At 73.4% G+C, this 25531-nt stretch carries 22 protein-coding genes and 2 pseudogenes; 16 read left to right on the top strand and 8 right to left on the bottom strand.

What is annotated here, in order from left to right; all coding sequences use genetic code 11:
• From ACWEVO_RS02380 to ACWEVO_RS02450, 15 genes and pseudogenes are all read left to right on the top strand, one after another.
• Positions 1–429 (top strand): annotated as a pseudogene (locus ACWEVO_RS02380) (hypothetical protein); the annotation flags it as partial.
• A gap of 115 nt (positions 430–544) precedes the next feature.
• The gene (clpS, locus tag ACWEVO_RS02385; protein ID WP_111242404.1) at positions 545–835 is read left to right on the top strand and encodes an ATP-dependent Clp protease adapter ClpS; all 291 of its coding nucleotides are present in this window, start codon (positions 545–547) and stop codon (positions 833–835) included.
• Positions 832–1335 (top strand): DUF2017 domain-containing protein, encoded by a 504-nt coding sequence (locus ACWEVO_RS02390; RefSeq protein ID WP_452305773.1) that lies wholly within the window; start codon positions 832–834, stop codon positions 1333–1335. Before clpS ends, ACWEVO_RS02390 begins: the two co-directional genes overlap by 4 nt.
• Before the next feature lie 54 nt (positions 1336–1389).
• The gene (locus tag ACWEVO_RS02395) at positions 1390–1878 is read left to right on the top strand and encodes a Mov34/MPN/PAD-1 family protein (protein WP_452305774.1); all 489 of its coding nucleotides are present in this window, start codon (positions 1390–1392) and stop codon (positions 1876–1878) included.
• 67 nt (positions 1879–1945) lie between these two features.
• Positions 1946–2308, top strand: coding sequence for a MoaD family protein (locus ACWEVO_RS02400; protein WP_452305775.1), 363 nt, complete (start codon positions 1946–1948; stop codon positions 2306–2308).
• 11 nt (positions 2309–2319) lie between these two features.
• On the top strand, positions 2320–3285 hold the full coding sequence (locus tag ACWEVO_RS02405; protein ID WP_452305776.1) for a PLP-dependent cysteine synthase family protein: 966 nt from the start codon (positions 2320–2322) through the stop codon (positions 3283–3285).
• 226 nt (positions 3286–3511) lie between these two features.
• Positions 3512–4258: an MBL fold metallo-hydrolase gene (locus ACWEVO_RS02410; protein ID WP_452305777.1), complete on the top strand. Its 747-nt coding sequence runs from the start codon at positions 3512–3514 to the stop codon at positions 4256–4258.
• Positions 4259–4344: 86 nt separating this feature from the next.
• Positions 4345–5487 (top strand): glycosyltransferase family 4 protein, encoded by a 1143-nt coding sequence (locus ACWEVO_RS02415; RefSeq protein ID WP_452305778.1) that lies wholly within the window; start codon positions 4345–4347, stop codon positions 5485–5487.
• 416 nt (positions 5488–5903) lie between these two features.
• On the top strand, positions 5904–6629 hold the full coding sequence (rph, locus tag ACWEVO_RS02420; RefSeq protein ID WP_452305779.1) for a ribonuclease PH: 726 nt from the start codon (positions 5904–5906) through the stop codon (positions 6627–6629).
• Positions 6629–7246, top strand: a complete 618-nt coding sequence (gene rdgB, locus ACWEVO_RS02425; protein WP_452305780.1) for an RdgB/HAM1 family non-canonical purine NTP pyrophosphatase — start codon at positions 6629–6631, stop codon at positions 7244–7246. Before rph ends, rdgB begins: the two co-directional genes overlap by 1 nt.
• Before the next feature lie 84 nt (positions 7247–7330).
• Positions 7331–8602, top strand: a complete 1272-nt coding sequence (locus tag ACWEVO_RS02430) for an alginate lyase family protein (RefSeq protein ID WP_452305781.1) — start codon at positions 7331–7333, stop codon at positions 8600–8602.
• A gap of 141 nt (positions 8603–8743) precedes the next feature.
• Positions 8744–10192 (top strand): hypothetical protein, encoded by a 1449-nt coding sequence (locus ACWEVO_RS02435; protein WP_452305782.1) that lies wholly within the window; start codon positions 8744–8746, stop codon positions 10190–10192.
• Positions 10189–11145, top strand: coding sequence for a hypothetical protein (locus tag ACWEVO_RS02440; protein ID WP_452305783.1), 957 nt, complete (start codon positions 10189–10191; stop codon positions 11143–11145). Before ACWEVO_RS02435 ends, ACWEVO_RS02440 begins: the two co-directional genes overlap by 4 nt.
• Positions 11142–12518, top strand: coding sequence for an oligosaccharide flippase family protein (locus tag ACWEVO_RS02445; RefSeq protein ID WP_452305784.1), 1377 nt, complete (start codon positions 11142–11144; stop codon positions 12516–12518). Before ACWEVO_RS02440 ends, ACWEVO_RS02445 begins: the two co-directional genes overlap by 4 nt.
• Before the next feature lie 2 nt (positions 12519–12520).
• Positions 12521–13675 carry a polysaccharide pyruvyl transferase family protein gene (locus ACWEVO_RS02450; RefSeq protein ID WP_452305785.1) on the top strand — a complete coding sequence of 385 codons (1155 nt, stop codon included), beginning with the start codon at positions 12521–12523 and terminating at the stop codon, positions 13673–13675.
• Positions 13676–13756: 81 nt separating this feature from the next.
• On the opposite strand, the gene ACWEVO_RS02455 is transcribed toward ACWEVO_RS02450, so the two are convergent.
• The 6 genes and pseudogenes from ACWEVO_RS02455 to ACWEVO_RS02480 form a co-directional block, all read right to left on the bottom strand.
• The gene (locus tag ACWEVO_RS02455; RefSeq protein ID WP_452305786.1) at positions 13757–15007 is read right to left on the bottom strand and encodes a DUF6891 domain-containing protein; all 1251 of its coding nucleotides are present in this window, start codon (positions 15005–15007) and stop codon (positions 13757–13759) included.
• A 36-nt stretch (positions 15008–15043) separates the two neighbouring features.
• Complete coding sequence (gene hutH / locus ACWEVO_RS02460) at positions 15044–16582, bottom strand: histidine ammonia-lyase (protein WP_452305787.1); 1539 nt, start codon at positions 16580–16582, stop codon at positions 15044–15046.
• Positions 16579–17931, bottom strand: a complete 1353-nt coding sequence (gene iscB / locus ACWEVO_RS02465; protein WP_452305788.1) for an RNA-guided endonuclease IscB — start codon at positions 17929–17931, stop codon at positions 16579–16581. Before iscB ends, hutH begins: the two co-directional genes overlap by 4 nt.
• A 290-nt stretch (positions 17932–18221) precedes the next feature.
• Entirely contained in the window at positions 18222–19406 is a 1185-nt protein-coding gene (hutI, locus tag ACWEVO_RS02470; RefSeq protein WP_452305789.1) for an imidazolonepropionase, read from the bottom strand.
• Positions 19403–20761 carry a formimidoylglutamate deiminase gene (locus ACWEVO_RS02475; protein WP_452305803.1) on the bottom strand — a complete coding sequence of 453 codons (1359 nt, stop codon included), beginning with the start codon at positions 20759–20761 and terminating at the stop codon, positions 19403–19405. The genes hutI and ACWEVO_RS02475 overlap by 4 nt, the downstream gene beginning before the upstream one ends.
• Positions 20758–20913: pseudogene (locus ACWEVO_RS02480) on the bottom strand (allantoate amidohydrolase); the annotation flags it as partial. The gene ACWEVO_RS02475 and the pseudogene ACWEVO_RS02480, both read right to left, overlap by 4 nt.
• Positions 20914–21017: 104 nt before the next feature.
• Here ACWEVO_RS02480 and ACWEVO_RS02485 point away from each other — a divergent pair.
• Positions 21018–22880, top strand: a complete 1863-nt coding sequence (locus tag ACWEVO_RS02485; RefSeq protein ID WP_452305790.1) for a hypothetical protein — start codon at positions 21018–21020, stop codon at positions 22878–22880.
• Between the two features lie 130 nt (positions 22881–23010).
• On the opposite strand, the gene ACWEVO_RS02490 is transcribed toward ACWEVO_RS02485, so the two are convergent.
• Positions 23011–24180 (bottom strand): NADH-quinone oxidoreductase subunit D, encoded by a 1170-nt coding sequence (locus tag ACWEVO_RS02490; RefSeq protein ID WP_452305791.1) that lies wholly within the window; start codon positions 24178–24180, stop codon positions 23011–23013.
• Positions 24177–25376, bottom strand: coding sequence for an SAM-dependent methyltransferase (locus ACWEVO_RS02495; protein WP_452305804.1), 1200 nt, complete (start codon positions 25374–25376; stop codon positions 24177–24179). Before ACWEVO_RS02495 ends, ACWEVO_RS02490 begins: the two co-directional genes overlap by 4 nt.
• Positions 25377–25531 lie beyond the last annotated feature (155 nt).

Below are 25531 nucleotides of genomic sequence, written 5' to 3' on the forward strand. Positions count from 1 at the left end.
GGCTGGAACACGCTGCGCCAGGAGTACGAGGAGCTGGAGCAGACCATCACCAACCCGCACGCCGTCCGGTGGGGTCTCGCCGACCACCCGGCGGGTGGCGACCTGGACCGGGTGCTCCTGGTCACCAGCACGGCCGGGGTGGCCGGGCTGACCGGCGGCGGGGCGTTCGACGCGCTGGCCGGTTTCCCCGGCGGGGAGCGGGACGAGGTGCTGCCGCCGGTCGGGGTGGCGCTCTCCGGCGGCTGCTGGCAGCACTGGCGCGCCCCCGGCAACGACGACCCGAACGGCGCGCGGTCCTGGGCCCAACGGGCGCTGCGCGAGGTGGAGCTGGAGCTGTCCCGCGAGGTGTCCCGCCGCTTCGAGGTGATCCGTCTCTCGCTGGGTGCGGTGGTCACCGATGCGGTCGAACACGGCATCCTGCTCGCCTGAGGTGCGGGCGGTGGAGCGGTCGACGGGGCCGCCGCGCGGGGCCCGGGAGGGTGATCCGGACCGGCGGGGCGTTCCGGTTCATCAGTTCCCCGGATCCGGTGGCACGATGGGGGGCATGGCGGCTCCACAGGTTGCACCGGTCGAGACGCCGGACACCGACGAGGTGCCGGCGTCCGACCGGCCCTGGGTGACGATCGTCTGGGACGATCCGGTCAACCTCATGACGTACGTGACCTGGGTGTTCCAGAAGCTTTTCGGATACAGCCGGGAGAAGGCCGAGCAGCTCATGCTGGACGTGCACCACAAGGGCAAGGCGGTGGTCTCCAGCGGGGCCCGGGAGCGGATGGAGCACGACGCGTCGCAGCTGCACGCGTACGGCCTCTGGGCGACGGTGGACCGGTCATGAGCATGTTCCGTCGCCACGGCGACCGCTACGTGGTCACCTTCGCGGTGGACGAGGTGCGGGTGCTGCGCAAGGTGGCCTCCGAGGTGGTGGGGCTGCTCACCGACGGCTTCGACCACGGCGACCCGGTGGTCGGCCGGCTCTTCCCCGAGGTCTACCCGGAGGACGCGGCGAGCACCGCCGAGTTCCGCCGCTACACCGAGGGGGACCTCAAGACCGCCAAGATCGACCAGGCCGGCGCGATCCTCGCCGCGCTGCCCGACGGCGAGGCCGGCGGGGAGGTGCGGCTCGACGCGGAGGCGGCCGAGGCGTGGCTGCGCGCGCTCAACGACGCCCGGCTGGCGATGGGCGTCCGGCTGGAGATCAAGGACGGCACCGATCTGGGCGAGGAGCTCGACGACGCGGTCGCCGAGGACCCCACCTCCTCCCGGGTGTTCCAACTGTCGGTCTACGCGTATCTCGGATATCTGCAGGAGTCCCTGCTCAACGCCTTGATCGACTGACCCGTGACGGTCACCACCTCGCCCGCCGGAATCCCGGGCGCTAGGCTGGGCGGCGTGCTGAGCATCGACCGGTCGATCATCGACGCGATCGTCGCCCACGCGCGTCGGGACCACCCGGACGAGGCGTGCGGCGTGGTCGCCGGTCCCGCCGGCAGCGACACCCCGACCCGGCACATCCCGATGGAAAACGCCGCCCGCTCCATGACGTTCTACGAGTTCGACTCGATGGAACACCTGCGGGTCTGGCGGGAGATGGACGACCGCGACGAGGAGCCGCTCGTCATCTACCACTCGCACACCGCGACGGAGGCCTACCCGTCCCGCACGGACATCTCCTTCGCCGGTGAGCCGGGAGCGCACTACCTGCTCGTCTCGACCCGCGAGCCCGACACGGAGGAGATTCGCTCCTTCCGCATCGTCGACGGCGTGGTCACCGAGGAGCCGGTCCGGATCGTGGATGCCGCCGTGGACCCGCACGCCGTCCAGTCCTACATGTTCGGGCAGAGCCCGGCGACGGTCGACTACGAGTGTTCCGACCGCTGATCCCTCCAGCGCGGCACACCTTTCTCTCTCCCGTCACCTGGCAAGCACCCGAACAAGGAGCACGATCATGGCCATCGAGGTTCGCATCCCCACCATCCTGCGCAGCTACACCGGCGGCGCGAAGGTCGTCGAGGGCACCGGCGACACCCTGAGCGACCTGCTCAGCGACCTGGACTCCCGGCACGGCGGCCTGAAGGCCCGCCTGGTCACCGACGCCGGCGCGCTGCACCGGTTCGTCAACGTCTACGTCAACGACGAGGACGTCCGTTTCCTCGGCGCGCTCGACGCCAAGCTCAGCGACGGCGACAGCGTCACCATCCTGCCGGCCGTGGCCGGCGGCGCGTTCGGCTTCGCCGCGGCAGCGGCGATCGCGCAGCACAGTGCCGCCGCAGCGGCGATCGCCGGTGCGGCGCGCGTAGCGCGCCGCTGAGGGCGGTCGCCATGGCGCGGTACGAGAGCCTGCTCGACGCGTGCGGCGGAACGCCCCTGATCGGGTTGCCCCGGCTCTCGCCGACGGTGCCCGACGGGGCGCCGCCGGTGCGGCTCTGGGCGAAGCTGGAGGACCGGAACCCGACCGGCAGCATCAAGGACCGGGCGGCCCTGTTCATGGTCCGCTCGGCCGAGGAGGCCGGTCGGCTCCGGCCGGGGGACACCATCCTCGAGCCGACCAGCGGCAACACCGGCATCTCGCTGGCCATGGTGGCCAAGCTGCGCGGCTACCGGCTGGTCTGCGTGATGCCGGAGAACGTCTCCACCGAGCGGGTCCAACTGCTCCGGATGTACGGCGCGGAGATCATCTTCTCGCCGGCCGCCGGCGGCTCCAACCAGGCCGTGGCCACCGCCAAGCAGATCGCCGCCGAGCACCCCGACTGGGTGATGCTCTACCAGTACGGCAACGAGGCGAACGCCCGGGCCCACTACGAGACCACCGGGCCCGAGCTGCTGCACGACCTGCCGACCATCACCCACTTCGTGGCCGGGCTGGGCACCACCGGCACCCTGATGGGCACCGGGCGCTACCTGCGGGAGAAGGTCGAGGGCATCCAGATCGTCGCGGCCGAGCCGCGCTACGGCGAGCTGGTCTACGGCCTGCGCAACATCGACGAGGGCTACGTCCCCGAGCTCTACGACGCCCAGGTGCTGTCCCGGCGCTTCTCCGTGGGCACCCGGGACGCGGTGCTGCGGACCCGGCAGCTCGTCGAGGTGGAGGGCATCTTCGCCGGCTTCTCCACCGGCGCGATCCTGCACGCGGCCCTCGCGGTGGCGCACGAGGCGGTCAAGGCCGGCCGCCGGGCCGACGTCGCCTTCGTCGTCGCCGACGGTGGCTGGAAATACCTCTCCACCGGGGCGTACGGCGGCACTCTCGCGGACGCCGAGGACGCCCTGGAGGGGCAGCTCTGGGCGTGACGCCCGGGCGGTCCGGGTCGGCCGGCGGCACCCGCCGGCCGGCCCGGATCGTCGAGCTCGGGACAGGACGCGTACGGGTGTCACGTTGATGACAACTTCCGGTAGATGATTCTTGCCCGACCGGGCCGGCGCGTAGGCTGCGCTGCGTGGCGTACGCGTCGGTAGAGATCATCGGCGAGGCGACTGCCGGCGTGCCGACTACGAGGCGTGACATCGAGGCGACCGGATGCGACTGACCGTCCTCGGCTGCGCGGGCAGCTTCCCCGGGCCCGAGTCCCCCTGCTCCGCCTACCTGGTGGAGGCGGAGGGCTTCAAACTCCTGATCGACTTCGGCTCGGGGGCGCTCTCCACCCTTCAGCGGTACGTCGGGCTGCACGCCCCCGACGCCATCCTCCTCACCCACCTGCACTGCGACCACATGCTCGACGCGGTCACGTACGTCGTGGTGCGCCGGTACGCCCCCGACGGCCCGTACCCGGCGCTGCCGGTGTACGCCCCCTCCGGCGCACCCGACCGGATCGCCGCCGCGTACGGGCAGGAGGACAGCACTGTCGAGGACGTCTACCAGTTCTACGGGCTCCAGCCGGGCACCTTCCCGATCGGCCCGCTCACGGTGACCGTCGACCGGATGAACCACCCCGTCGAGACGTACGGCGTTCGGCTGGAGCACGAGGGCCGGGTGTTCTGCTACTCGTCGGACACCGCCCCCTGCGACGCGCTGCTGCGCCTGGCGCAGGGCGCCGACCTCTTCCTCTGCGAGGCCAGCTACCTCGACGGCGTGGAGAACCCACCCGACCTGCACCTCACCGGCCGGGAGGCCGGCGAGTACGCCACCAAGGCCGGCGTGGGCCGGCTGCTGCTCACCCACCTGGTGCCGGCGTGGGGCAGCGAGTCGCACACCGTGGAGGCGGCGGTCGGCGCGTACACCGGGCCGCTGGACGTGGTGCGGCCCGGCGCCTGCTACGACGTCTGAACACTGCGGCGGCCGTTGCCGCACTGTTCGCCGCCGCGTCAGCGCGCGGTCGCCCGGCGCACCCCTGCGGACCGCACCCTCGGGCCATGCGGATCGCCATCGTGACCGAGTCGTTCCCGCCGGACGTCAACGGCGTGGCGCACTCCGTCGTCCGCACCGCGGAACACCTCCTGGCGCGCGGCCACGAACCGCTGGTGATCGCGCCCGCGCCGGCCGGCGGCCGGCGGCGCGCCAGCGACCGGCAGCCCTATCCGGTGGTACGGATCCCGAGCGTGCCGCTGCCGCGCTACGACGGATTCCGGCTCGGCGTGCCGACCGCCCGGCTGGCCGCGGCGCTGCTGGACCATCGACCGGACGTCGTGCATCTGGCGAGCCCGTTCGTGCTCGGCGCCGCGGGCGCCGCCCTGGCCGCCCGGCACAGGCTCCCCGCCGTCGCGGTCTACCAGACCGACGTCGCCGCCTACGCCCGCGCGTACCGGGTGGGTTGGGGTGAGGCGGCCGCCTGGCGGCGGCTGCGCGGCATCCACAACTCGGCGCAGCGCACCCTCGCCCCCTCGACCCGGGCCGCCGCCGATCTGATCGCCAACGGCATCCAGCGGATCTGGCTCTGGCGGCGCGGCGTCGACGCCGAGCGCTTCCACCCGGCCCGGCGCAGCGAGGACCTCCGCCGCACCCTGGCACCCGGTGGGGAACTGCTGGTCGGCTACGTCGGCCGGCTGGCCCCGGAAAAGCGCGTGGACCTGCTCGCGGCGACCGCCGCGCTGCCCGGCGTACGGGTCGTGGTGGCCGGCGACGGCCCGGCCCGGGCGCAACTCGAACGGGCCCTGCCCCGGGTGCGGTTCCTCGGCGTCCAGCACGGCGCCGCGCTGGCCCGGCTCTATGCCAGCCTCGACGTCTTCGTCCACACCGGACCGCACGAGACGTTCGGGCAGACCCTCCAGGAGGCCGCCGCGAGCGGCGTGCCGGTGGTCGCCCCGGCCAGCGGCGGCCCGGTCGACCTGGTCCAGCCGGGGGTCACCGGCCTGCTGGTGCCGCCGGGCGACGGGGCCGCGTTCGCCACCGCGGTGGCCGAACTCGCCGCCTACCCGGCCCGCCGGGCCGGCTACGGACTCGCCGCCCGGGTCGCGGTGAGCCGGCGCAGCTGGACCGCCGTCGGGGACGAGTTGATCGGGCATTACGGGGCCGTGTCGACCGGCGCGCCAGCTCCCGGCCTTTCCGCACCGGGATGACGGGCGCACCGGCCCGCGTCGTTGCGCTGAGCGAGCCGGTGACCGCCCGCGCCGGCGGCGGCCCCGCGTGCGCTACCGCCGCCCGCTGGGTGCGCCGGCGACTCCCTGCGGGGGCGCGCCGGTGATCGCCTGCGGGGACGCGCCGGCGACCACCTGATCGAGGGCGGCCGGGGCCGCTTCGCTCGTCCGCCGGCCCGGCACCGCCGCCTTTGCTCTGCTTCAACCCACGCGACAGGGAAGCGCTTCCACTGTTGCGCCCGCTGAAGCAGAGCAAAGGCTGCGGCGAGGTACCTGCCGCCCGGCGCCGTGGCGCGTGGCGTGCCGCTCGACCCGCTGGCCGCGGCAGCGCTCCCGGCGGACACACGTTCCCCGGCACCCGGGGACCGTCTGATCACGGCACCGCATAAGGTGCAGGCATGGCGCGACCTGACGGGCGGCGGCCCGACCAACTCCGACCGGTGACCCTGACCCGGGGCTGGAGCACCCACCCGGAGGGCTCCGTCCTCGTCGAGTTCGGTGCGACCCGGGTGCTCTGCACGGCGAGCGTGACCGAGGGGGTGCCCCGCTGGCGCAAGGGTTCCGGCCTCGGTTGGGTGACCGCCGAGTACGCGATGCTGCCCCGGGCCACGAACACCCGCTCGGACCGGGAGAGCGTCCGCGGCAAGATCGGCGGGCGGACCCACGAGATCTCCCGGCTGATCGGCCGCAGCCTGCGCGCCTGCGTCGACCTGAAGGCCCTCGGCGAGAACTCGATCGTGCTCGACTGCGACGTGCTCCAGGCCGACGGCGGCACCCGGACCGCCGCGATCACCGGCGCGTACGTGGCCCTGCACGACGCGGTCACCTGGCTGGCCGAGCGCAAGGCGCTCGCCGGCAAGGTGGAGAAGGTGATGCACCGGTCGGTGGCGGCGGTCAGCGTCGGCATCATCGCCGGTGAGGCCCGGCTGGACCTCTGCTACGAGGAGGACGTCGCGGCGGAGGTCGACATGAACGTGGTCTGCACCGGGACCGGCGACTTCGTCGAGGTGCAGGGGACGGGCGAGGCCGGCGTCTTCGCCCGTGACCAGCTCGACGCCCTGCTCGACCTCGGGGTGGCGGGCTGTCTGGAACTGGCCGACGCGCAGCGGAAGGCGCTCACCTGATGAACAAGGTTCTCCTCGCCACCCGGAACCGGAAGAAGCTGGTGGAGCTCCAGCGGATCCTGGACGGGGCGCTCGGCGCGCACCGGATCGCCCTGCTCGGCCTCGACGACGTCGAGGAGTACCCCGAGCTGCCGGAGACCGGCCTCACCTTCGGCGAGAACGCGCTGATCAAGGCGCGGGAGGGCTGCCGGCGCACCGGCCTGCCGACCATCGCCGACGACTCCGGGCTGGCCGTGGACGCGCTCAACGGCATGCCGGGCGTGTTCAGCGCCCGCTGGTCCGGCCGGCACGGCGACGACCAGGCCAACCTCCAGCTGGTGTTGGACCAGGTCGCCGACGTGCCGGACGAGCACCGGGGCGCCGCCTTCGTCTGCACGGTGGCGCTGGTGCTGCCCGGCGGCAAGGAGCACCTGGTCGACGGCCGCCAGCCCGGCCGGCTGCTGCGCGCCCCGCGCGGCGAGGGCGGCTTCGGCTACGACCCGATCTTCCTCGGCGACGGCCAGGAGCGGACCAACGCGGAGCTGACCCCGGAGGAGAAGGACGCCGTCAGCCACCGCGGCAAGGCGCTGCGCGAGCTGGCCAAGCTGGTCGCCAAGGTGCTCCCGCCGATGGTCTGACTCTCGTGCCGGCTGGGTAACGAGGATCTACTGTCGACGCATCGGTCCGACCGGCCCGGGCGAGCACGTATCTGGGGAGACGGGATGGCACTGGCCAGGACGCGGAAAGGCATCGCGGCACTGGTCGCCGGGTCGGTGCTGGCGGTCGGCGCGAGCCTGCTGGCCGCCGAGGCGAGCACGCCGTCGACCCAGGGCGATGCGGGCGGCGTCTGGACCGCCCCGTCCCCGGCCCCCCGGCCGGTGGTGACGCCGGTCCGCGACGCCGCCAGCGGGTTCGTCCACCCGGGCGTTCTGGTCAGCGCCGATCAGCTCGACTTCGTCGCTGAGCGGCTCCAGGAGCGCGCGGAGCCCTGGTGGTCGGCGTGGGGCGCCATCCAGCGCAGCCGCTACGGCCAGCTGACGTGGCAGCCCAGACCGGTGGCGGAGGTCGACTGCGGCTTCTACTCCAACCCGGACCGGGGGTGCACCCAGGAGACCGAGGACGGGATTGCCGCGTACACCATGGCGTTGCTCTGGACCTTCACCGGGGACCAACGCTACGCCCGGAAGGCGGCCGAGATCATCGACGCCTGGTCGGCCGTGCTGAAGCGCCACACCAACATCAACGCGCCGGTGCAGGCCGGCTGGACCGGAGCATCTTTTGCCCGGGCGGCCGAACTCTTGCGCCACACGGACTCCGGGTGGTCGATACAAGGGGTGCGGCGAGCTCGACAGATGTTCCGTCAGGTCTACCTGCCGCTGGTGCTCGGTGGGATCAGCCGCTACCGGGCCGGCAACTGGGAACTGATCATGTTGGACGCCGCCGTCGGTATGTCGGTGTTCCTCGACGACCGGGCCACCTTCAACAAGGCGGTAGCGAAGTGGCGCGGCCGCCTGCCCGCGTACATCTACCTCAGCACAGACGGACCGCTGCCGAAGTCGCCACCCGGGGAGGCCCTCAGCCGGCAGCAGGTCATCGAGTACTGGGGTGGGCAGACCCGGTTCGTGGACGGCTTCGCCCAGGAAACCTGCCGGGACTTTCTGCACACCGGGTGGGGCCTCCTGGCGGCGGCCCACGTCGCGGAGACCGCCTGGATCCAGGGCCTGGACCTGTACGCCGAGGCGCGCGACCGGCTGACCCGTGCGTTGGAACTGCACGCGGGATACGAGCTGGGCAACCCGGTGCCGCCCTGGGTGTGCGGCGGCCACCTGAAGACAGGTCTCATGCCGTCAGCCGAGGTCGCCTACAACCACTACACCACCCGGGTCGGCCTGACCATGCCCAGAACCGGGGAGGCTGTCCGCGCGGCGCGTCCCGCCCCGCCGGGCGTCTTCTACGCGTGGGAGACCCTCACGCACGCGGAAAACCCCCGCTGATCTGATCCGCCCGGCCGACGCCCGGCGACCCGCGACGGCCCCCGCACCACGTCCGCTCGTCGTTGCGTCGTTCTGGCGATCCCGGGTCTGACGGCCTCCCGTATAGTGCCCCCGAACACGGAACTGCGAGAGGGACATGAAGTGGACGAGGCGACGCTGCTGTCGGTCGACGGCGGGCGGTCGTCCCACCGCCCGTCCCCGTCCGGTGGTCGCCTGGAACTCGTGGCGTGGATCCTGACGGCTCTGTCGCTGGTGATCGTCGGGGTCAAGCCGCTGCTCGACATTCCCGGCCCGAAGGTCCCGTACGACACCGTTGACGCGGGCATGGTGGCCACGCTGATCGGGGCGCTCTTCATGGCGCTCGCGTTGGGGCTCGTCGTATTCCGCGTCCGGAGGGTGTCGGCCGGACTGGCCCTCGCTCTCGGCGCGCTGCTGCTCCTCGGCCTGCTCTCGGCGATCGACATGCTGCTGCTGGCGCCCCGGGACGAGTTCGTGCAGACCTTCGCGGCGACGGGTCTGCGAGACATCTTCGGCTCGTACGTGCCGCCGGAGAAGGGGATCACAACCCAGGCTGCCCAGGTCGCGGTCGGGTTCGCGCCGGTCGCGCTCTTCGCGGTGATGTTGATCAAGCGGGACTGGTTCACCGCCGAGTGGATGCGCTGGGTGACGCTTCTGGTGGTCGCCGGCGCGGTGGTGCACTGCCTCATCGCCTGGCTCCAGGTGGCCGGGATCGTGCCGTACACCTTCTTCTTCAAGCTGCCGGGCGGCAACATCGGGCGGGCCTCCGGCGGCTACTTCCACCCGGCCTCGCTCGGCCGGCTGCTGATCTTCGCGGTGTTCTTCCTCTACGCCGCCGGGGACCGGCTCCGGCTCCGGCCGGCCCTGCGCCTCGCCGTCCTCGCCCTGCTGGTGGCCACCACGGTCGTCAGCACCCACCGGGTGAGCCTGGCCTGCGTGCTGATGATCATCGCGGCCATCGAGGTCCGGCGGGTGCCGGCCATGGTCTCGTGGGTCCGCGGCCTGCCGCTCAAGGTGACCGTTGCCGGGGCGGCGGCGGTGGGCGTGGTGCTCGTCGCCCTGTTCGTGCGGTTCGGCGGGTTTCTCTGGCAGCGGGCGGTCTTCCTCGTGGACCACGTCGGCTCGCTCGACGTCACCGACAAGGACTTCATGCGGGGCCGAGGCGAAATTTGGCGTAGTTACGCGCACGCCTGGGGCGACGCCCCGGCCGGGGTCTGGCTGACCGGGCTCGGGTATGAGCCGTGGAACGCGCACAGCGATTCCGTCCGCATCTTCGTGGTCTGGGGGATCCTCGGGCTCGCGCTGATGGGCGTCGTCTTCGTGGGGCTCTGGCGGACCACCAGTCCCCTGGTCACCGACGAGGCGCGTTGGGCGCTCGGCGTTCTCTACCTCACCAGCGCGGTCTTCGCGCTGACCCAGAAGCCCACGTCCTACTCGTACTTCATGTGGCTGTTCATCTTCGGGCACATGCTGCTCGTCACCTTCCAGCCCCGGGTCGATCCCTCCGGCCCGCCGTTCGCCATCGTCACGCGCGCCGTGCCGGCCCGACTCACCCCCGGAGTGCAGACGTGAGCCACCCCCTCTTCATATCGTGGAAGAAATACCAGCGACGCTCGGACGTGCTCGCCCAGGCGCTGGGGGCGGAGATCGTGTGGCGACCGCACCGGGCGACCGGCAAGCTGCTCCGGCCGGGTGACTACCTGGCACACGCCCGGCAGGACCTGGCGCGGCTCCGGGCCGAGCGGCCGCCGTACGTCATCGCCCAGACCCAGCCCCATTTCACCGCCCTCGCGCCGTACCTGGCCCGCGTGCCGTACGTCGTCGACGGGCACAACGGGCAGTTCCAGTCCTGGTGGCGGCGGGTACCGGGCGCCGAGCAGGTGCTGCGCGGTGCGCGGCTGGTGCTGACGCACAACCGGGAGGCCGACCGGATCGCCCGCGCCGCCTTCCCCGGGCTGCGGACGCTGGTGGTGCACGATCCACTCCGGAACATCCCCCCGGCGCCGCCCCAGGGCTGGGTCTTCGTCGTCGCGAGCGCCGCGCCGGACGAGCCGATGGACGTCCTGATCGAGGCGATCGAGGCGCTGCCGGACGTCCTCTTCGCCACCACCGCGCCGCTGCACAAGCTGCCCGAGTCGCTGCGCGAGCGGGCGGCGCGCCTGCCGAACCTGCGCACGCTGGGCTTCCTCGACCTGCCGGACTACGAGGCAGCGCTGGCGGGGTCCCGCGCCGTGGTCGTCCTCACCGACCGTGACGGCTGCCAGCCCAGCGGTGCCTGTGAGGCGCTCAGCGCCGCCCGGCCACTGGTCGTGTCCCACACCGCCACCACCGAGGAACTGTTCGGCAGCTTCGCCACGCTGGTGCCGAACGAGGCGACGGGGCTGGCGGCCGGCATCCGCTCGGCGCTGGCCGCTGAGCCCACCCGGGCCTCGCGGATCGCGGCGGCTCGACACGCCTGGACCGCCCGGACCAGCGCGGAGCTGACGGAGCTGATGTCGGTGCTGGCCGCCGGGGTGACCCGGTGACGGTTGTCGACACGACCCTCCAGCGGCCCAGGTCTGCTCCCGGGGCGCATCGCCGCGCCGGGGGCATCGGTCGTCGGCTGCGTCAACTGGGCCTGCTCGCGGTCAGCCAGGTCGGCCTCACGGTCCTCGCCTTCCTCGCCCAGGTGCTGCTCGCGCGGGCCCTGCCGCAGGCACATTTCGGCGCGTTCATGGCGGTGCTGTCGCTGATGACCCTCGCCGGCCCACTCGCCCTCTTCGGCGTCGCCGAGTTCTGGTTGCAGCGCTTCGGTCGCGAGGGGCCGCGCGCGTTGCGCTGGGTCGGGCCGTCCGTGAAGCTGGTGCTGGTCTGCTCCGCCGTCCAGGTGCTCGCCATGGCCGCCTGGGGAGTGCTCGACCGGAGTGACCCGCTCTCCGCTGATCTGCGGATCATGCTCGCCCCGGTGATCCTGGCCCAGGCCGGGATGGCGCTCTCGGTCTCCGTTCTTCAGCTGCGCGGCGCCTACGGGCAGCTCGCGGTCGTACAGCTCGCCCCGCAGGTCGGGCGCCTGCTCGTCGCGGTGCTCGTCGCACTGGTCGGGCTGTCGGCGATCGCCGCCGCCGCGGGCTGGTCGCTGGTGGCGGTGGCGACCGTGCTGCTCAGCGCCGCATTCATCACTCCGTTCTGGCGTGGACGCATTCGTCTGGAGGGGCATGCCGGGGCCGTCGTCCGGCCGGGCCGGCCGCCACGGTTGCGGCACCTCCTCGGCGGCACCGCGCCGTTCATGTTCGGCAGCCTCTTCTACCTGCTCGGCATGAACCTTGGCGTGGTGGTCTCCGGCGAGTTCCTCAGCGCCGAGGCAGCGGCGGTGATCGCCGTGCCGATGACCCTCCTGACCGCGATCTACATCCTGCCTCGGGTCGTCTACCAGCAGTACTTCCTGGCGAAGCTGCACCGGTGGTCCCGGTCCAACCGGGACGCCGTGCTGATCGCGTATCGGGCGGGCACGGTCGGGATGATCGGGGTCGGACTGCTGGTCGCCGCGGTCGTGGCGGCCGGCGGCCGGTACGCGATCCCGCTGGTCTTCGGCTCGGCCTACGACCAGTCCGCCGTGGTGATGGCCCTGCTGGCCGTCGCGGTGCCGCTGCGCTTCGGCTCGGCCAGCGTCGCGTCGTTGCTCACCAGCGGCGGGCTTGTGCGCCGGAAAGTGCTCTATCAGGGCCTCGGCTCGGTGGCCTACCTGGCCACGCTGGCCCTGGCGATCCCACCGTTCGGCGTCTACGGGGTAGCCGTGGCGACCGTGCTGTCCGAGGCGCTGCTACTGGTGCTGTTCTGGTCATGCGTGAAACGCAACGTGGTCGGTGACGCCCGACTGCCGTCCTGGTCCGAGATCGGCCAGCGGCTGACGAAGGAGTGACGGTGAGTCCCAGGGAAGCTCGCAACCCCGCCCGGCAGCCGCTCGTCGTGGGCTACTACGGCATGCGAAACGTCGGCGACAACGCGTTCTGCGTCATCGTGGACTGGGCGATGAAGCAGTACTGGGGCACGGAGGAGCCGGTCTTCGCCGCGCCGCCGCTGTTGGATCTGCCGAACGCCAGAGCGGTGATGAGCCAGTCGCTGTTCGAGTCGGCCGACCCACTGAGCCGGGCCGGCAAGCTGTTCACGAAGGCCACCATGCTGGGTGGTGCGTCCATGCTGGTGTTCGGCGGCGGCTCGGTCTTCCGGGACATGGGCCCGTTCAGCGAGAAGAAGGTCTTCGCCGCCTGGTCCCGCGTCTCCGGCCGGCCCATCGCGGCGGTCGGGGTGTCCGTTGGCCCGTTCGTCTCCGCGGCGGCCCGTCAGCGGCTCGGCGAGGTGTTCCGGCACATCGACTACGTCGCCGTCCGTGACACGGCGTCGGTGCAGGCGCTGCGGGACCTCGACTACCCGGGCCTCGTGGTCCCGGCCGGCGACCTCGCCGGGCTGCTGCCGGAAGCGCTCGGCGGCGTCCCCACCGCGCCGGTGCCACGGACACCCGGGCGGATCCGGCTCGGCGTCACCCTGCTCGGCTCCGACACCGACCTGCCGGAGCCGGAGCAGCGCCGGCGGGAGGACGTGCTCATCGCCGGCATCCGCTCCTTCGTCGAGACCGAGCCCGTCGATGTGACCATCTTCGTGTTCAACACCCACCCTCTGCGCGGCGACGCCGGACCGAGCGATCGGCTCCGGACGAGCCTGCAGGGCCGCTGTGAGGTGCGCACCGTCACCGCCGACGACGGCGTGGCCGCGGTGTTCGCGGAGATGCGGGCCTGCGACGCCGGCCTGCACATGCGGATGCACGGCGGCATCTTCTCGTACGTGGCCGGCGTCCCGTTCGCGCTGGTTCCGTATCACCGCAAGTGTGCGGACTTCCTCGACGAGATCGGCCAGCCGGCGACCCGGCTGCTCCCCGCCGCGCCGAACGATCCGGTCGAGGTGCACAAGGTGCTGGCGAGGGTGGTCAGCGACGGCGCACGCCCCGGCCTCGACCTGGCCGAGTTCGCCGACCGGGCCCGGCTCAACTTCCTTCGGGCGCCCTGGGCCCGGACGGCCTGACCGGCGTCGCGCTGCCGGCCAGGCCGCCGGCCCCGGGCAGCAGAACGGTGACGGCCGCCGGCCCGGTGAGCGAGGATCCGGTCAGCGGAGGTGCAGAGTGGTCAGTTCGCCCCCCAGCTCCCGCACCGCCACCCGATCCTCGACGGCCAGGGCGGTGAGGACCTGCTCCACCTCGCCCAGGGTGGCGTAACGGCCAGTCACGATTCCCGCATCGGTGTCCAACTCCTCCACCCAGAGGCCGTCCGGGTTCCAGGTCGTCTGCACGCAGCCGCCGGAGCGGCCGAAGCAGGTGAGGAAGTCGTAGCTCAGCGGGCGCATGGCCCGCACCAGGGCCAGCACCTCCGCCAGCTCCATCGGCACCGCCCGGTCCGAGCCGTGCGCGTGCTCGGCGGTCACCTCCAGAAAGCCGACCGGTACGCGGGCCGGCACGCCGACCGGCGGCAGGCCGCGCAGCCGGCGGACCAGCGCCTGGCCATCGTGCCGGCCCACGGTCAGCTCCGGCCGGCCCGGCTCGGCGTACGTCCCGACCAGGCTGTCGCCCTCCCGCCGCACCTCCACGGATCGGCCGGCCCAGGTCAGGCGCACCCGGACGGCAGCCGGCAGCCACGGCAGGTGCAGGGCCGCCAGCCGGCCGGCCCGCGCCGGCCCGTCCCCGGGTGAGTGCACGCCGGACCAGTCGCCGAGCAGCTCGACGTCGACCTCGACGTCGTCGTCCACTGCGGTCGGCACGGCGGCGAGCCGGCCGACCCGGCGACGCCGCCAGGTCATCAGCACCTGGATCCGGCTGCCGGTGTCGCCGTTCCAGTGCACGGCCAGCCCTTCCGCCCGCAGCGCCGCCGCCACCTCCGCGCCGATCTCCGCCGACGGTGGCTGCTCGAACAGCCCGTACGCCACGAACACCGGCGATCCCTCCACCGCGTGCTCCGCGTCCTGCTGGTGGTAGAACGCGTACCCGCGTGGGGTCACACCGCGCGGCACCTCCGCGCCGATCTCGCCGAGGCCGCAGTTCTGGCAGCAGGCGAAGTTCTCCCGGGACACGATGCCGGCCGCGGTGAGCGCCCGGAACGCGGCGGTGAGCCGGTCGCTGTCGGTCACCTCCGGCCAGCTCTCCTGGGCGGCCAGGTGCGCGGTCAGCTCCTCGACCACCACCGGCCAGGCCAGCTCAGCGAGCCGGCCCGGCTCAGCCCGGCCGTGCAGGTACTCCACCGCCTCCGCGACGACGGCCGCCGCCGGCAGCTCCGCCAACGCCACCTGCCGGTGGACGAAGGCGCGCAGCTCGGCGCGGTCGGCGTCGGCGCGGGCGGGGCCGGTCACCGCGTCGTCATCGCTCACGGCGGCGGACGTTAGCAGCATCGGCCGACAGTCCGGTCAGTCGAGCGGGCCGACCTCCCGCTCGATCGCGGCCCGCAGCTCCGGCCCGCGCAGCACGTCGCGGGCCGCCTCCATCAGCGGGGCCAGGAACACGTCCGGACCGGGCTCGCCGGCCGCCGGGCCGAGCGCGGCCAGCGCCGCCCGGCCGGCCGGGGAGGGGGTCAGCGGGGCGCGCAGCTGGAGCCCGCGTACGGCGGCCAGCAGCTCCACCGCGAGCACGCTGGTCAGGTTGTCCAGCACGGTCCGCAGCTTCTTGGTCGCGGCCCAGCCCATCGAGACGTGGTCCTCCTGCATGCCGCTGGTGGGCAGCGAGTCGACCGAGGCGGGGGCGGCCAGCCGGCGGTTCTCGGCCACGATCCCGGCGGCGGTGTACTGGGCGATCATCAGGCCGGAGTTGACCCCGGCGTCGGGGGAGAGGAACGCCGGCAGCTCCCGGGAGCGGGTCACGTCGAGCAGCCGGTCCACCCGGCGCTCGGCGATCGCGCCCACCTCGACGGCGGCGATGGCCAGGTAGTCGGCGGCGAAGCCGAGCGGCGCCCCGTGGAAGTTGCCGGTCGACTCGACCCGCCCGTCCGGCAGCACGACCGGGTTGTCCACCACGGACAGCAGCTCCCGGCCGGCCACCAGCTCGACGAAGTCGAGGGTGTCCCGGGCGGCCCCGGCGACCTGCGGCGCGCAGCGCATCGAGTACGCGTCCTGCACCGCGTGGACCACGTCGTCGCGGTGCGAGTCCATCACGGCCGAGTCCTGCAGCAGCCGGTGGATGTTCGCCGCCGACGCCGCCTGCCCGGGATGGGGCCGGATGGCGTGCAGCTCGGGCAGGAACGGCCGCTCCGAGCCGAGCATCGCCTCGATCGCCAGCGCGGCGGTGACGTCGGCCATGGCGAACAGGTGCCGGGCGTCGTGGATCGCCAGCAGCAGCATGCCGAGCATGCCGTCGGTGCCGTTGATCAACGCCAGCCCCTCCTTGGCGGCCAGCTCGACGGGCTCCAGCCCGACCCGGCGCAGCGCGTCCGCCGCCGGGATCCGGTCGCCGGCCGGGCCGAGCACCCAGCCCTCGCCGAGCAGCACCAGCGCGCAGTGCGCGAGCGGGGCCAGGTCACCGGAGGCGCCCAGCGAGCCGTGCTCCGGCACCCACGGGGTGACCTCGTGGTTGAGCAGGTCCACCAGGGCCTCGGCGACGAGCGGCCGGACCCCGGAGCGGCCGAGGGCGAGCGAGCGTACCCGCAGCAGCATCATCGCCCGGACCACCTCGCGGGGCATCGGCGCGCCGACGCCGGCGGCGTGCGAGCGGATCAGCGCGTGCTGCAGCTCGGCCCGACGCTCGGGGGCGACGAAGGTGTTGGCGAGCGCCCCGAAGCCGGTGGAGACGCCGTACACCGGGCGGCCCGCCGCCTCGATGCCGTCGACGATGGACCGGCTGGCGGCCATCGCCTCCACGGCGGCCGGGTCGAGGACGACCTTGGCGGTTCCGCGGGCAACGGCGAGCACGTCGGCGGGAGCGATTCCGGTGGGCTGGATGGTGACGGTCATCATGTATGCGGCGTGGATACCCGGTCGTTGAGGGCCGGGTGGAAGCGCCGTTCCTCCTCTCGTGTGTAGGCCCATCCGTCTGCACGTTGCAGAAGGTGGACGTGTCGGTGGTGGACGCTCTGTACGAGGGCCTGGCGGGTGCGGATGTTGAAACGGCCACTGGTTCGGACAGCGACTCGCCCCTCATGTCGGCCTGTGTTCTTGCCGGTCGGTATGACAGCGCGTACCAGGTCGCCGGTTTGAAAGCCGCGAATGGTTTTGGTTCGGGGTAGTCGTAGTCGTGGGAAGCCGTATTGGTCAGCGCGGGTGCGGGCGTAGCGGCCGCGTCCGGTGGCGGTGGCTACGAGCACCTGCCTCGGGCAGGACAGCACTGTGGTGAGTACGCCGACGTGGAGAGCATCGAGGGTGTGGGACTTCGGAGCGCCGGTGCGGTGTCGATTCCATTTGGTGCGCCCGCCAGTGGCAACCTGCACTGACAGGCCGGTGGCCACAAGGGCGTGCCACAACGCCCACCGGGTCGCCGACACCGCTGCGGCATCCCGGAGTGGCAGTTTCTGCTGTCGTCGGATCCGGGCCAGCACGGCGGGCCGGTCCGCGAGGAAGGTGTCGATCGGGATGGCATCTTTGGTCTGGTTGCAGGGGACGCAGGCCAGGGTGAGGTTCGACACGCGGTCGGAGCCGCCGCGTGAGCGGGGCACGATGTGGTCGATGTTCAGCGGCACTCCGACTGCGCCGCAGTAGGCGCATTTACGTCCGTGCTTCGCGAGGAGGTATTCGCGGACTTCGTAGCCGTGCAGGGTGCCGTGCTGGTACTCGACCCCGGAGATGTCGGAGTTCTGCAGGAGTTGGGTGTCGAACGCAACCCGCTCCACATGCAGCCGGTTCACGGCTGCCCAGCGGCACAGCCGCTGGACCCATGACATGGTGTTGTCGACCCGGTGACGCAACGATGGCGGCAGCCACCCTTGCGGCCTACGCCGATTGGCGTATCGGGGTGCCCGGTAGCGCAGGTTTCGCGACCGACGGCCACGCCGCAGAGCGGCGCGGGCGAACAACCTGTCCCGAATCTGCCCACCCCGGTGGCGAACCTCAATTCCGAACAAGCCCGTCCGGACCATGTCGTCGCCCGCGTTCTCCGCGCGGAAGACCGCGATTCCGGTGAACTTCGACCCCGGATCGATCCCGACCTCAACCCCGTCCACCTGCGAGGAGGCGGCCTCGCGGTCTTTGAGCCGGATCACGAACGGGGTGTGCCGGTGACCCACCGCCCGGCCAGATGCCAGCAGCTTCCGGGCCCGCGCCGGGGTGCACGGTTGAAGTGGCCGGTGGTGTCGGTCGAGCACGAACACCATCGGGTGGGTGTGGGCCTCACGGCCCGCTCCAGTTCCCGCAGAGGCGGGTTCCGGGTGACGCCGGCGTACGCCGGTCTCCCCTCGCCCATGTCGCACACCGGCTGCCGGGTGGCGTCCGCGTCCCGTTTCGTGGCTTCTCGGGGCCGTGTCTGCTGACGCGGATTCCAGGGTCCGGGGCTGAGGAAGCACCCCGGAGTGGGTCATCTGACCTGTGTACAACGTAGATCCCTCCCTTCAAGAGGTTTCTCGGGCTGGTCAACCACCCTGTAGGACCGAACAAGCACGGTCCCTCAGGGCCGAGAAGTTGACTGGGGCACTCCGTTGTGTAGAACTTGGTGGATCAAGGGCACACCGGGCCGGTACGCCAGGTGTAGGTGGGAGGGGGCGTCGAGGATCATGAGGTCGGCGCGGGCCCCCGGCCGCAGCACCCCGACGTCGGTGCGGCGCAGGGCCGCCGCGCCGCCGGCGGTCGCGGCCCACACCGCCTCCGCCGGGGTCATCCGCATCTCGCGTACGGCGAGCGCGATGCAGAACGGCACCGACGAGGTGTACGACGAGCCGGGGTTGCAGTCCGTGGCCAGCGCGACGGTCACCCCGGCGTCGAGCAGCCGGCGGGCGTCCGGGTACGGCGACCGAGTGGAGAACTCCGCGCCGGGCAGCAGCGTGGCCACGGTCTCCGAGCCGGCGAGGGCGTCCACGTCGGCGTCGGCGAGGTGGGTGCAGTGGTCGACGCTGGCTGCGCCCAGCTCCACCCCGAGCCGCACGCCCGGCCCGGGGCCGAGCTGGTTGGCGTGCACCCGCGCGCCCAGCCCGACGGCCTGCCCGCAGGCGAGGATCGCCCGGGCGTGGTCCACGTCGAAGGCGCCCCGCTCGCAGAACACGTCGATCCAGCGGGCGTACGGGGCGGCGGCGGCCAGCATCGGCCCGCACACCATGCCCACGTAGTCGTCCGGGCGGTCGGCGTACTCGGCGGGGACGACGTGCGCGCCGAGGAAGGTGGTGTCCTCGGCGAACTCGGCGGCGATCCGCAGCGAGCGGGCCTCGTCGGCGACGGTCAGCCCGTACCCGCTCTTGATCTCGACCGTGGTGGTGCCCTGCCGCATCATCTCCGCGCGCAGCCGCCGGACGGTGGCCCGCAGTTCGTCGTCGGAGGCGGCGCGGGTGGCGCCCACGGTGGTCCGGATTCCGCCCCCGGTGTACGGCTCGCCGGCCATCCGGGCGGCGAACTCGGCGGCCCGGTCTCCGGCGAAGACCAGGTGGGCGTGGCTGTCCACGAAGCCGGGCAGCACGGCGGCGCCCCCGGCGTCGATCCGCCGGTCGGCGGCCGGGGCGTCCCGGGTCGGCCCGATCCAGGCCACCTGCCCGTCCTCGACGAGCAGGGCGACGTTCCGCCGGATGCCCAGCGGGTCGGCCTCGCCCTCCCACGGTGCGTTGGTGACCAGCTCCCCGATGTCGTCCACCAGCAGGCTGCTCATGGGTTGGTCACCTCCGCGATGGCGTCGTGCAGTTCGGCCGGTACGTCGACGGTCAGGTGCCGGCCGTCGGCGACCACGGTCCGCCCGTCGACCACCACGGTGGTCACGTCGGCGGCGGTGGCCGCGAAGAACGCGCCGACCGGGGGCACCCCGGCGGTTCGGGCGCTGTCCAGCCGTACCGTGACCAGGTCGGCCCGGTCGCCCACCGACAGCCGGCCGGCGTCGCCCCAGCCGAGCGCCGCGTGCCCGCCGACGGTGGCGGCGGTGAGCAGCTCGACGGCGCTGAAGTGTCCCCGCTTCCGGGTGCGCAGCCGCTCGTCCAGCTCGACCGCGCGGGCCTCCTCGAAGAGGTCCACCACCGCGTGGCTGTCACTGCCCAGGCTCAGCGGGCTGCCCGCCTCGGCCATCCGGCGGGCCGGCCCGATCCCGTCGGCCAGGTCTCGCTCGGTGGTGGGGCAGAGGCACACGCCGGTCCGGCTCTCCCCGAGCAGGCCGACGTCGGCGCTGGTGGGGTGGGTGGCGTGCACGGCCGTGGTGTGCCGGCCGAGCACCCCGTGCTCGGCCAGCAGCCGGGTCGGGGTGCAGCCGTGCACGGCCCGGCAGGCGTCGTTCTCGGCCGGCTGCTCGGACAGGTGCACGTGCAGCGGCACGCCGGCGCGGTCGGCCAGGTTGGCCACGGTGGCGAGCTGCTCCGCCGGCACGGCGCGGACCGAGTGGATGGCCGCGCCGACCCGGACGTGGCCGTCCTCGGGGCGGAAGGCGGCCACCCGCTCCGCCCAGCGCAGCGCGTCCCCGTCGCCGAACCGCCGCTGCGGCCCGACCAGCGGCTCGCCGTCCACGGTGGCGGTCAGGTAGGCGGCGTCGAGCAGGGTGAGCCGGATCCCGGCGTGCGCGGCGGCCTCGACCAGCGCCGCCGACATCGCGTTCGGGTCGTCGTACGGCTTCCCGTCCGGGCCGTGGTGCAGGTAGTGGAACTCGCCCACGCAGGTGATCCCGGCCAGCGCCATCTCGGCGTACGCGGCCCGGGCCAGGGCCAGGTAGGAGTCGGGGTCGAGCCGGGCCGCGACGGTGTACATCACGTCCCGCCAGGTCCAGAAGTCGCCCCGCCCGCCGTGGGTCCGCCCGCGCAGTGCCCGGTGGAAGGCGTGCGAGTGGGCGTTGGCCAGCCCGGGCAGGGTGAGCCCGGGCAGCCGGGTGGCGTCCCGGAGCACCTCCACCCCGGCGGTCGGCGCGCCCCCGCCGCCGACCAGCGGCGTGACGGCCGTGATCCGGCCGTCCTCCGCCTCGATCAGCACGTCCGGGGTGGGTTCGGCGTGGTCGGGCAGCCAGGCGTACTCGGCCAGCCAGCGGGTCAGCGGCATGCCAGCTCCTCCAGCGCCCGGGCCAGGGCGGTCACCCCGGCGGCGCAGTCGGCGTCGGTGGCGGACTCGGCCGGGGAGTGGGACACCCCGGTCGGGTTCCGTACGAACAGCATGGCGGTGGGCAGGTGCGCCGCGAGGACCGCCGACGGCCGTACCGTACGGGCCGTGATCGGAAACCCTGGTCACTGCCGTTTACATCGATGCCCCCGCCCCGTTCCCTCGCGCGGGATCTCTCGGTAGTCTGCCCGCCATGCCCGCTCCGGTCGCGCCCGCCGAGAAGCGCACTCCGCTACTGACCGTCCTGTTCTGGATCGGCGTGGCGCTCGCGCCGCTGGCTGCCCTGATCCTCCTCGTCGCGGACGGTAACGGTGCGCTGCGTTTCGGTGCGGTGCTGGCGATCCTCGCCGTGGTGCTGATCGGCCTGAGCATCGCGCTGCGCCCGGATGGCGGCGGCAGCGCGGGCGCCGAGGAGTTGCGGGACGAACTCGAGCAGTTGCGCCGGGAGTTGCGCGGCGAGATCGTGGCCGCGGCGCAACGCGGCAACCAGGCGCTCGACCAGGCGCAGCGGACCGAGGAGTCGGTCACCGCGCTGCGTCGCCGGCTCGACGCGGCCGCAGCCGGGATCGCCGCCGCCGCGGGCCTCACCACCGCGCCCGCCGAGGAGTCGGCCGCCCGCGCCCGGGTGCCCTCCCCGGAGCCGTACGAGGACCGGTACGACCGGCCCGGCCAGGGCGGGACGGGCTGGGGGCAGCCGACCGCCGACCGGCGTGGCGCGGACGAGTCCGACCGCCACCCGCAGCCCGGCACCCGCTACCGCACCGACGCCGACGAGTCCGACCGCGGCCAGCCCGGCACCCGCTACGGCACGGAGCGGCCGGCCCGCCCGGGCGGCACCGAACGGCCGCAGGGCGGGGTCTACGGTGCCCCGCGTGCTCCCGAGCCCGACGCCCGGCCGGAGCCCGGCCCTCGTCAGGTCGGGGTGGTGCACCACACCGAGACGGTGCACGTCACCACCCGGCACACCATCGTGGACGGCGGTGCCGACCCGGCGACGGGCCGCTACGGCGGATACGCCGGCCGGTGGTCCGCGGAGGAGCGCGGGTTCGGCGGCGCCGAGCCGGAGGAACGGCCCCGATCCGGCTACCGGGACGCCGACGAGGACCGCGGCTGGTCCGGAGTGGACCGGGGCCGCCAGGCCCACGGCGCCGCCCGGGACGACCGTGCATGGGCCGGCCAGGGTGACGGCCGGGACGACCGTGCATGGGCCGGCCAGGGTGACGATCGGGACGACCGGCCGTGGGCCGGGCAGGGCGGCTCGCGCGAGGAGCGGGGGCGGTCCAGCCAGGGTGGACCTCGGGAGGACGGGGACCGGTTCTCGGCGGATCCTGACGCGGCGGGCCGGGAGTACTCGTGGACCGGCGCACGGAACGCCGGCGACGACCGGGGCTGGTCGGCCGGGCCGGGTGAGCAGCACGCGTACCCGCCGGCTGGGCCGACCGACGACGGTTCCTGGGCCGGCCGGGCCGGTTCGGGCGACGACCGCTCCTGGTCGGCTGCCCCGGACGAGGCCGACCGGGACGAGCCCGGCCGGGCCGGGCCGGGCAAGGGCTGGGCGTCGGCGTACGCCCGGGCGTGGGCTCCGGAGGCACCGGCCGCCGAGGCCGCGGACTCGGACGGGGACTACTGGTCCGAGCTGCGCTCCGGGAACCGGTGGGCCTCGGTACGGGACGACGAGCGCGGCCGGGAGGTCCGGGTCGGCGAGCGGCGGGCGGCGGTGCACGCCGACGGCGGTGGCACCGAGTACCGGGTGGAGGACCGCTGGGCGGCGGTCCGTGAGCCGCGCCGCGAGCACGGCGGATCGGCCGGGGAGCCGCGCCGCGAGCAGGGCGGCGTCTACGGCGCGGGCTGGGCGGAGGAGAGCCGCCCGGCGCTGCCGGCCGGCGGGGTGCCCGTACCCGACGAGTGGCGGCCGCCGGTGCAGCGCAGCGGCCAGCCCGAGTGGCGTCAGGCGGACCCCGAGCCGGTCCGGTACGGCGACGAGCGGTACGGCTACCCGCCGCGCGACGACACGCCCCGGGCCGGCGGCGCCCGTTCCGCCGACCGCTGGCGCTGACCGGGCGCGGCCCGCGGCGTGCGACTCCGCATTCCGGCGCATCCCGCGCCCCGGTGACCCCGGAACGCCGCAGACCGCGCCACCGCCCCGACCCGGGGCGGGGGGCACCGGCCGACCCGGGCGGGGCGGGTCACTTGTCGATGTCGCCGACCACGAAGAACATCGAGCCGAGGATGGCGATCAGGTCCGGCACTAGGCAGCCCGGGAGCAGCGTGGCCAGCGCCTGCACGTTCGCGTACGAGGCGGTGCGCAGCTTGAGCCGCCACGGGGTCTTCTCGCCCCGGGACACCAGGTAGTAGCCGTTGATCCCGAGCGGGTTCTCGGTCCACGCGTAGGTGTGCCCCTCGGGCGCCTTGACCACCTTGGGCAACCGGGTGTTCACCGGCCCGGTGAGCCGGTCCACCCGGTCCAGGCACTGCTCGGTGAGGTCGAGCGAGGCGTACACCTGGTCGAGCAGCACCTCGAAGCGCGCGTGGCAGTCCCCGGTGGTCCGGGTCACCACCGGCACGTCGAGCTGGTCGTACGCCAGGTAGGGCTCGTCCCGGCGGAGGTCCAGGTCCAGGCCGGAGGCCCGGGCGACGGGCCCGGAGGCGCCGAACGCGGCGGCGTCGGCGGCCGACAGCACCCCGACCCCGACGGTCCGGGCCAGGAAGATCTCGTTGCGGCGGATCAGGTTGTCCAGGTCGGGCATCCGGCGGCGGACCTCGCCGATGGCCGCACGGGCCCGCCCGGTCCAGCCGGCCGGCACCTCCTCCTTCAGCCCGCCCACCCGGTTGAACATGTAGTGGATCCGGCCGCCGGAGACCTCCTCCATCACCGCCTGGATGGTCTCCCGCTCCCGGAACGCGTAGAACATCGGCGTGATCGCGCCGATCTCCAGTGGGTACGAGCCGAGGAACATCAGGTGGTTGAGCACCCGGTTCAGCTCGGCGAGCGCCATCCGCAGCCAGACGGCCCGCTCGGGCACCTCCATGCCCATCAGCCGCTCCACCGCGAGCACCACGCCCAGCTCATTGGAGAAGGCGGAGAGCCAGTCGTGCCGGTTGGCCAGCACGATGATCTGCCGGTAGTCGCGTACCTCGAAGAGCTTCTCCGCGCCGCGGTGCATGTAGCCGATGATCGGCTCGGCGGAGACCACCCGCTCGCCGTCGAGCACCAGCTTGAGCCGGAGCACACCGTGTGTGGAGGGGTGCTGCGGGCCGATGTTCAGCACCATGTCGGCACCGAGCTGCTCGCCGCCGGCGCCGGTGCCGACGGTCAGTTCGCGGAGGTCGGCGGCGTCCGTGGTCATGTCCGTCATCGTGCCATGACGGCATCGACCGTGACGCCGACCGGTTGCAGCAGCCACCAGTGCCCGCCGAGCCCGGCCGGGTCGGTCAGCTCGGCCACCGCCGAGGCGGCGGCCAGCGCCCGCAGGTAGCCGGCCGGGTCGCGGGAGGCCAGGCTCAGCGGGGGTCGGCCGCCGTCGGCCCCGAGCGCCCGCAGCGCCTCCCGCTGCGAGATCAGGTGGTACGCGCACCGCGCGGCCCGCTCGCCCGCGGAGGCGACCGAGTCCATGGCGACGTGCGCGGTCACGTCGCACGATCCGTCCGGCACCGGCGGCACCTGCCGCCCACCCCGGTACCCGGTCAACGTCCCGCCCACCGGCCGGGAAGCCCGCAGATGCCCGTAGTCCACCGCCACCGCCAACCCCCGGTCGAGGCGTTTCACCGCACCGGCCCACGCCTCGTCCCGCCCCCGCCCGATCTCCACCCGGTGCCAGGACGCGTTGATCAAGGAGTTTGCGTCTGGTTCCGGCCCCGATTCCGACGCAAACTCCTTAATCAACCCGAGCGGGCCGGCGGCCGGGGTCGGGGTGGGCCACCAGTGGTCGAGCCAGGTGGCGTCCTCGGGGGTCAGCGGGTCACCTGTCGACTCCTCGGCTGTGGCCGGGTCCACCAGCAGGTAGCGCCAGCCGTCGCCGGCCCACACCGCCAGGTCCAGCGGCACGTTGTCCAGCCACTCGGTGGCCACCAGCAGTCCGGTGATCCCCTGCGGGATCTCCGAAGTCCAGTGGATCTCCGCCGGCAGGTCCTCCGGACGGGGTGCCCGTTCGACCGCGGTGAGCCGTACCCGATCGGCGAGCGGAACCGGGGCGGCGGCCGGGTTGCCGGCGGAGGCCGAGTCGGTGAAGGGCGACGGCCGGACGGCGGCCGTGGTGGGCAGGGTTTCCGGGGAGCCCGCGCGCGGAGGGATCAAGCCTGACCGCCCGGAGCGGGTGGGCTCCCCCGAAACCCCCACGGCGACCGACAACGACCGCAACAGCTCCCCCTGACCAGCACCCACATCCACCACGTCGAACCGAGCGGGGTGGCCGAGTTCGCGATCGAGGCGGGCAAGAAGGCGGGACAGGCAGGAGGAGAACACCGGGGAGGCGTGGACGCTGGTGCGGAAGTGGGCGGCCGGGCCCGCCCCCGTGACGAAGAAGCCGTCGGGACCGTAGAGCGCCCGGTCCATCGCCACCCGCCAGGGCAGCCGCTCGGTGGAGGTCACCCGCCGACGGTACGGGTCCCCGGAACGGCCGCCCGGGCCGACACCCGCGGTGGCCGTTGAAACCACTTCGGGGCGGCCGGTGAAGGTTTTCACACATGCTTGTTCCGGCTCCGTGGCCC

The organism is Micromonospora sp. NPDC003776 (assembly GCF_053605645.1).

Coding starts and splice junctions, on each gene's coding strand:
- clpS (WP_111242404.1), top strand. CDS start 545: ATGGCGGCTCCACAGGTTGCACCGGTCGAGACGCCGGACACCGACGAG.
- ACWEVO_RS02390 (WP_452305773.1), top strand. CDS start 832: ATGAGCATGTTCCGTCGCCACGGCGACCGCTACGTGGTCACCTTCGCG.
- ACWEVO_RS02400 (WP_452305775.1), top strand. CDS start 1,946: ATGGCCATCGAGGTTCGCATCCCCACCATCCTGCGCAGCTACACCGGC.
- ACWEVO_RS02405 (WP_452305776.1), top strand. CDS start 2,320: ATGGCGCGGTACGAGAGCCTGCTCGACGCGTGCGGCGGAACGCCCCTG.
- ACWEVO_RS02410 (WP_452305777.1), top strand. CDS start 3,512: ATGCGACTGACCGTCCTCGGCTGCGCGGGCAGCTTCCCCGGGCCCGAG.
- ACWEVO_RS02415 (WP_452305778.1), top strand. CDS start 4,345: ATGCGGATCGCCATCGTGACCGAGTCGTTCCCGCCGGACGTCAACGGC.
- rph (WP_452305779.1), top strand. CDS start 5,904: ATGGCGCGACCTGACGGGCGGCGGCCCGACCAACTCCGACCGGTGACC.
- rdgB (WP_452305780.1), top strand. CDS start 6,629: ATGAACAAGGTTCTCCTCGCCACCCGGAACCGGAAGAAGCTGGTGGAG.
- ACWEVO_RS02430 (WP_452305781.1), top strand. CDS start 7,331: ATGGCACTGGCCAGGACGCGGAAAGGCATCGCGGCACTGGTCGCCGGG.
- hutH (WP_452305787.1), bottom strand. CDS start 16,582: ATGATGACCGTCACCATCCAGCCCACCGGAATCGCTCCCGCCGACGTG.
- iscB (WP_452305788.1), bottom strand. CDS start 17,931: ATGGTGTTCGTGCTCGACCGACACCACCGGCCACTTCAACCGTGCACC.
- hutI (WP_452305789.1), bottom strand. CDS start 19,406: ATGAGCAGCCTGCTGGTGGACGACATCGGGGAGCTGGTCACCAACGCA.
- ACWEVO_RS02485 (WP_452305790.1), top strand. CDS start 21,018: ATGCCCGCTCCGGTCGCGCCCGCCGAGAAGCGCACTCCGCTACTGACC.
- ACWEVO_RS02490 (WP_452305791.1), bottom strand. CDS start 24,180: ATGACGGACATGACCACGGACGCCGCCGACCTCCGCGAACTGACCGTC.
- ACWEVO_RS02495 (WP_452305804.1), bottom strand. CDS start 25,376: ATGGACCGGGCGCTCTACGGTCCCGACGGCTTCTTCGTCACGGGGGCG.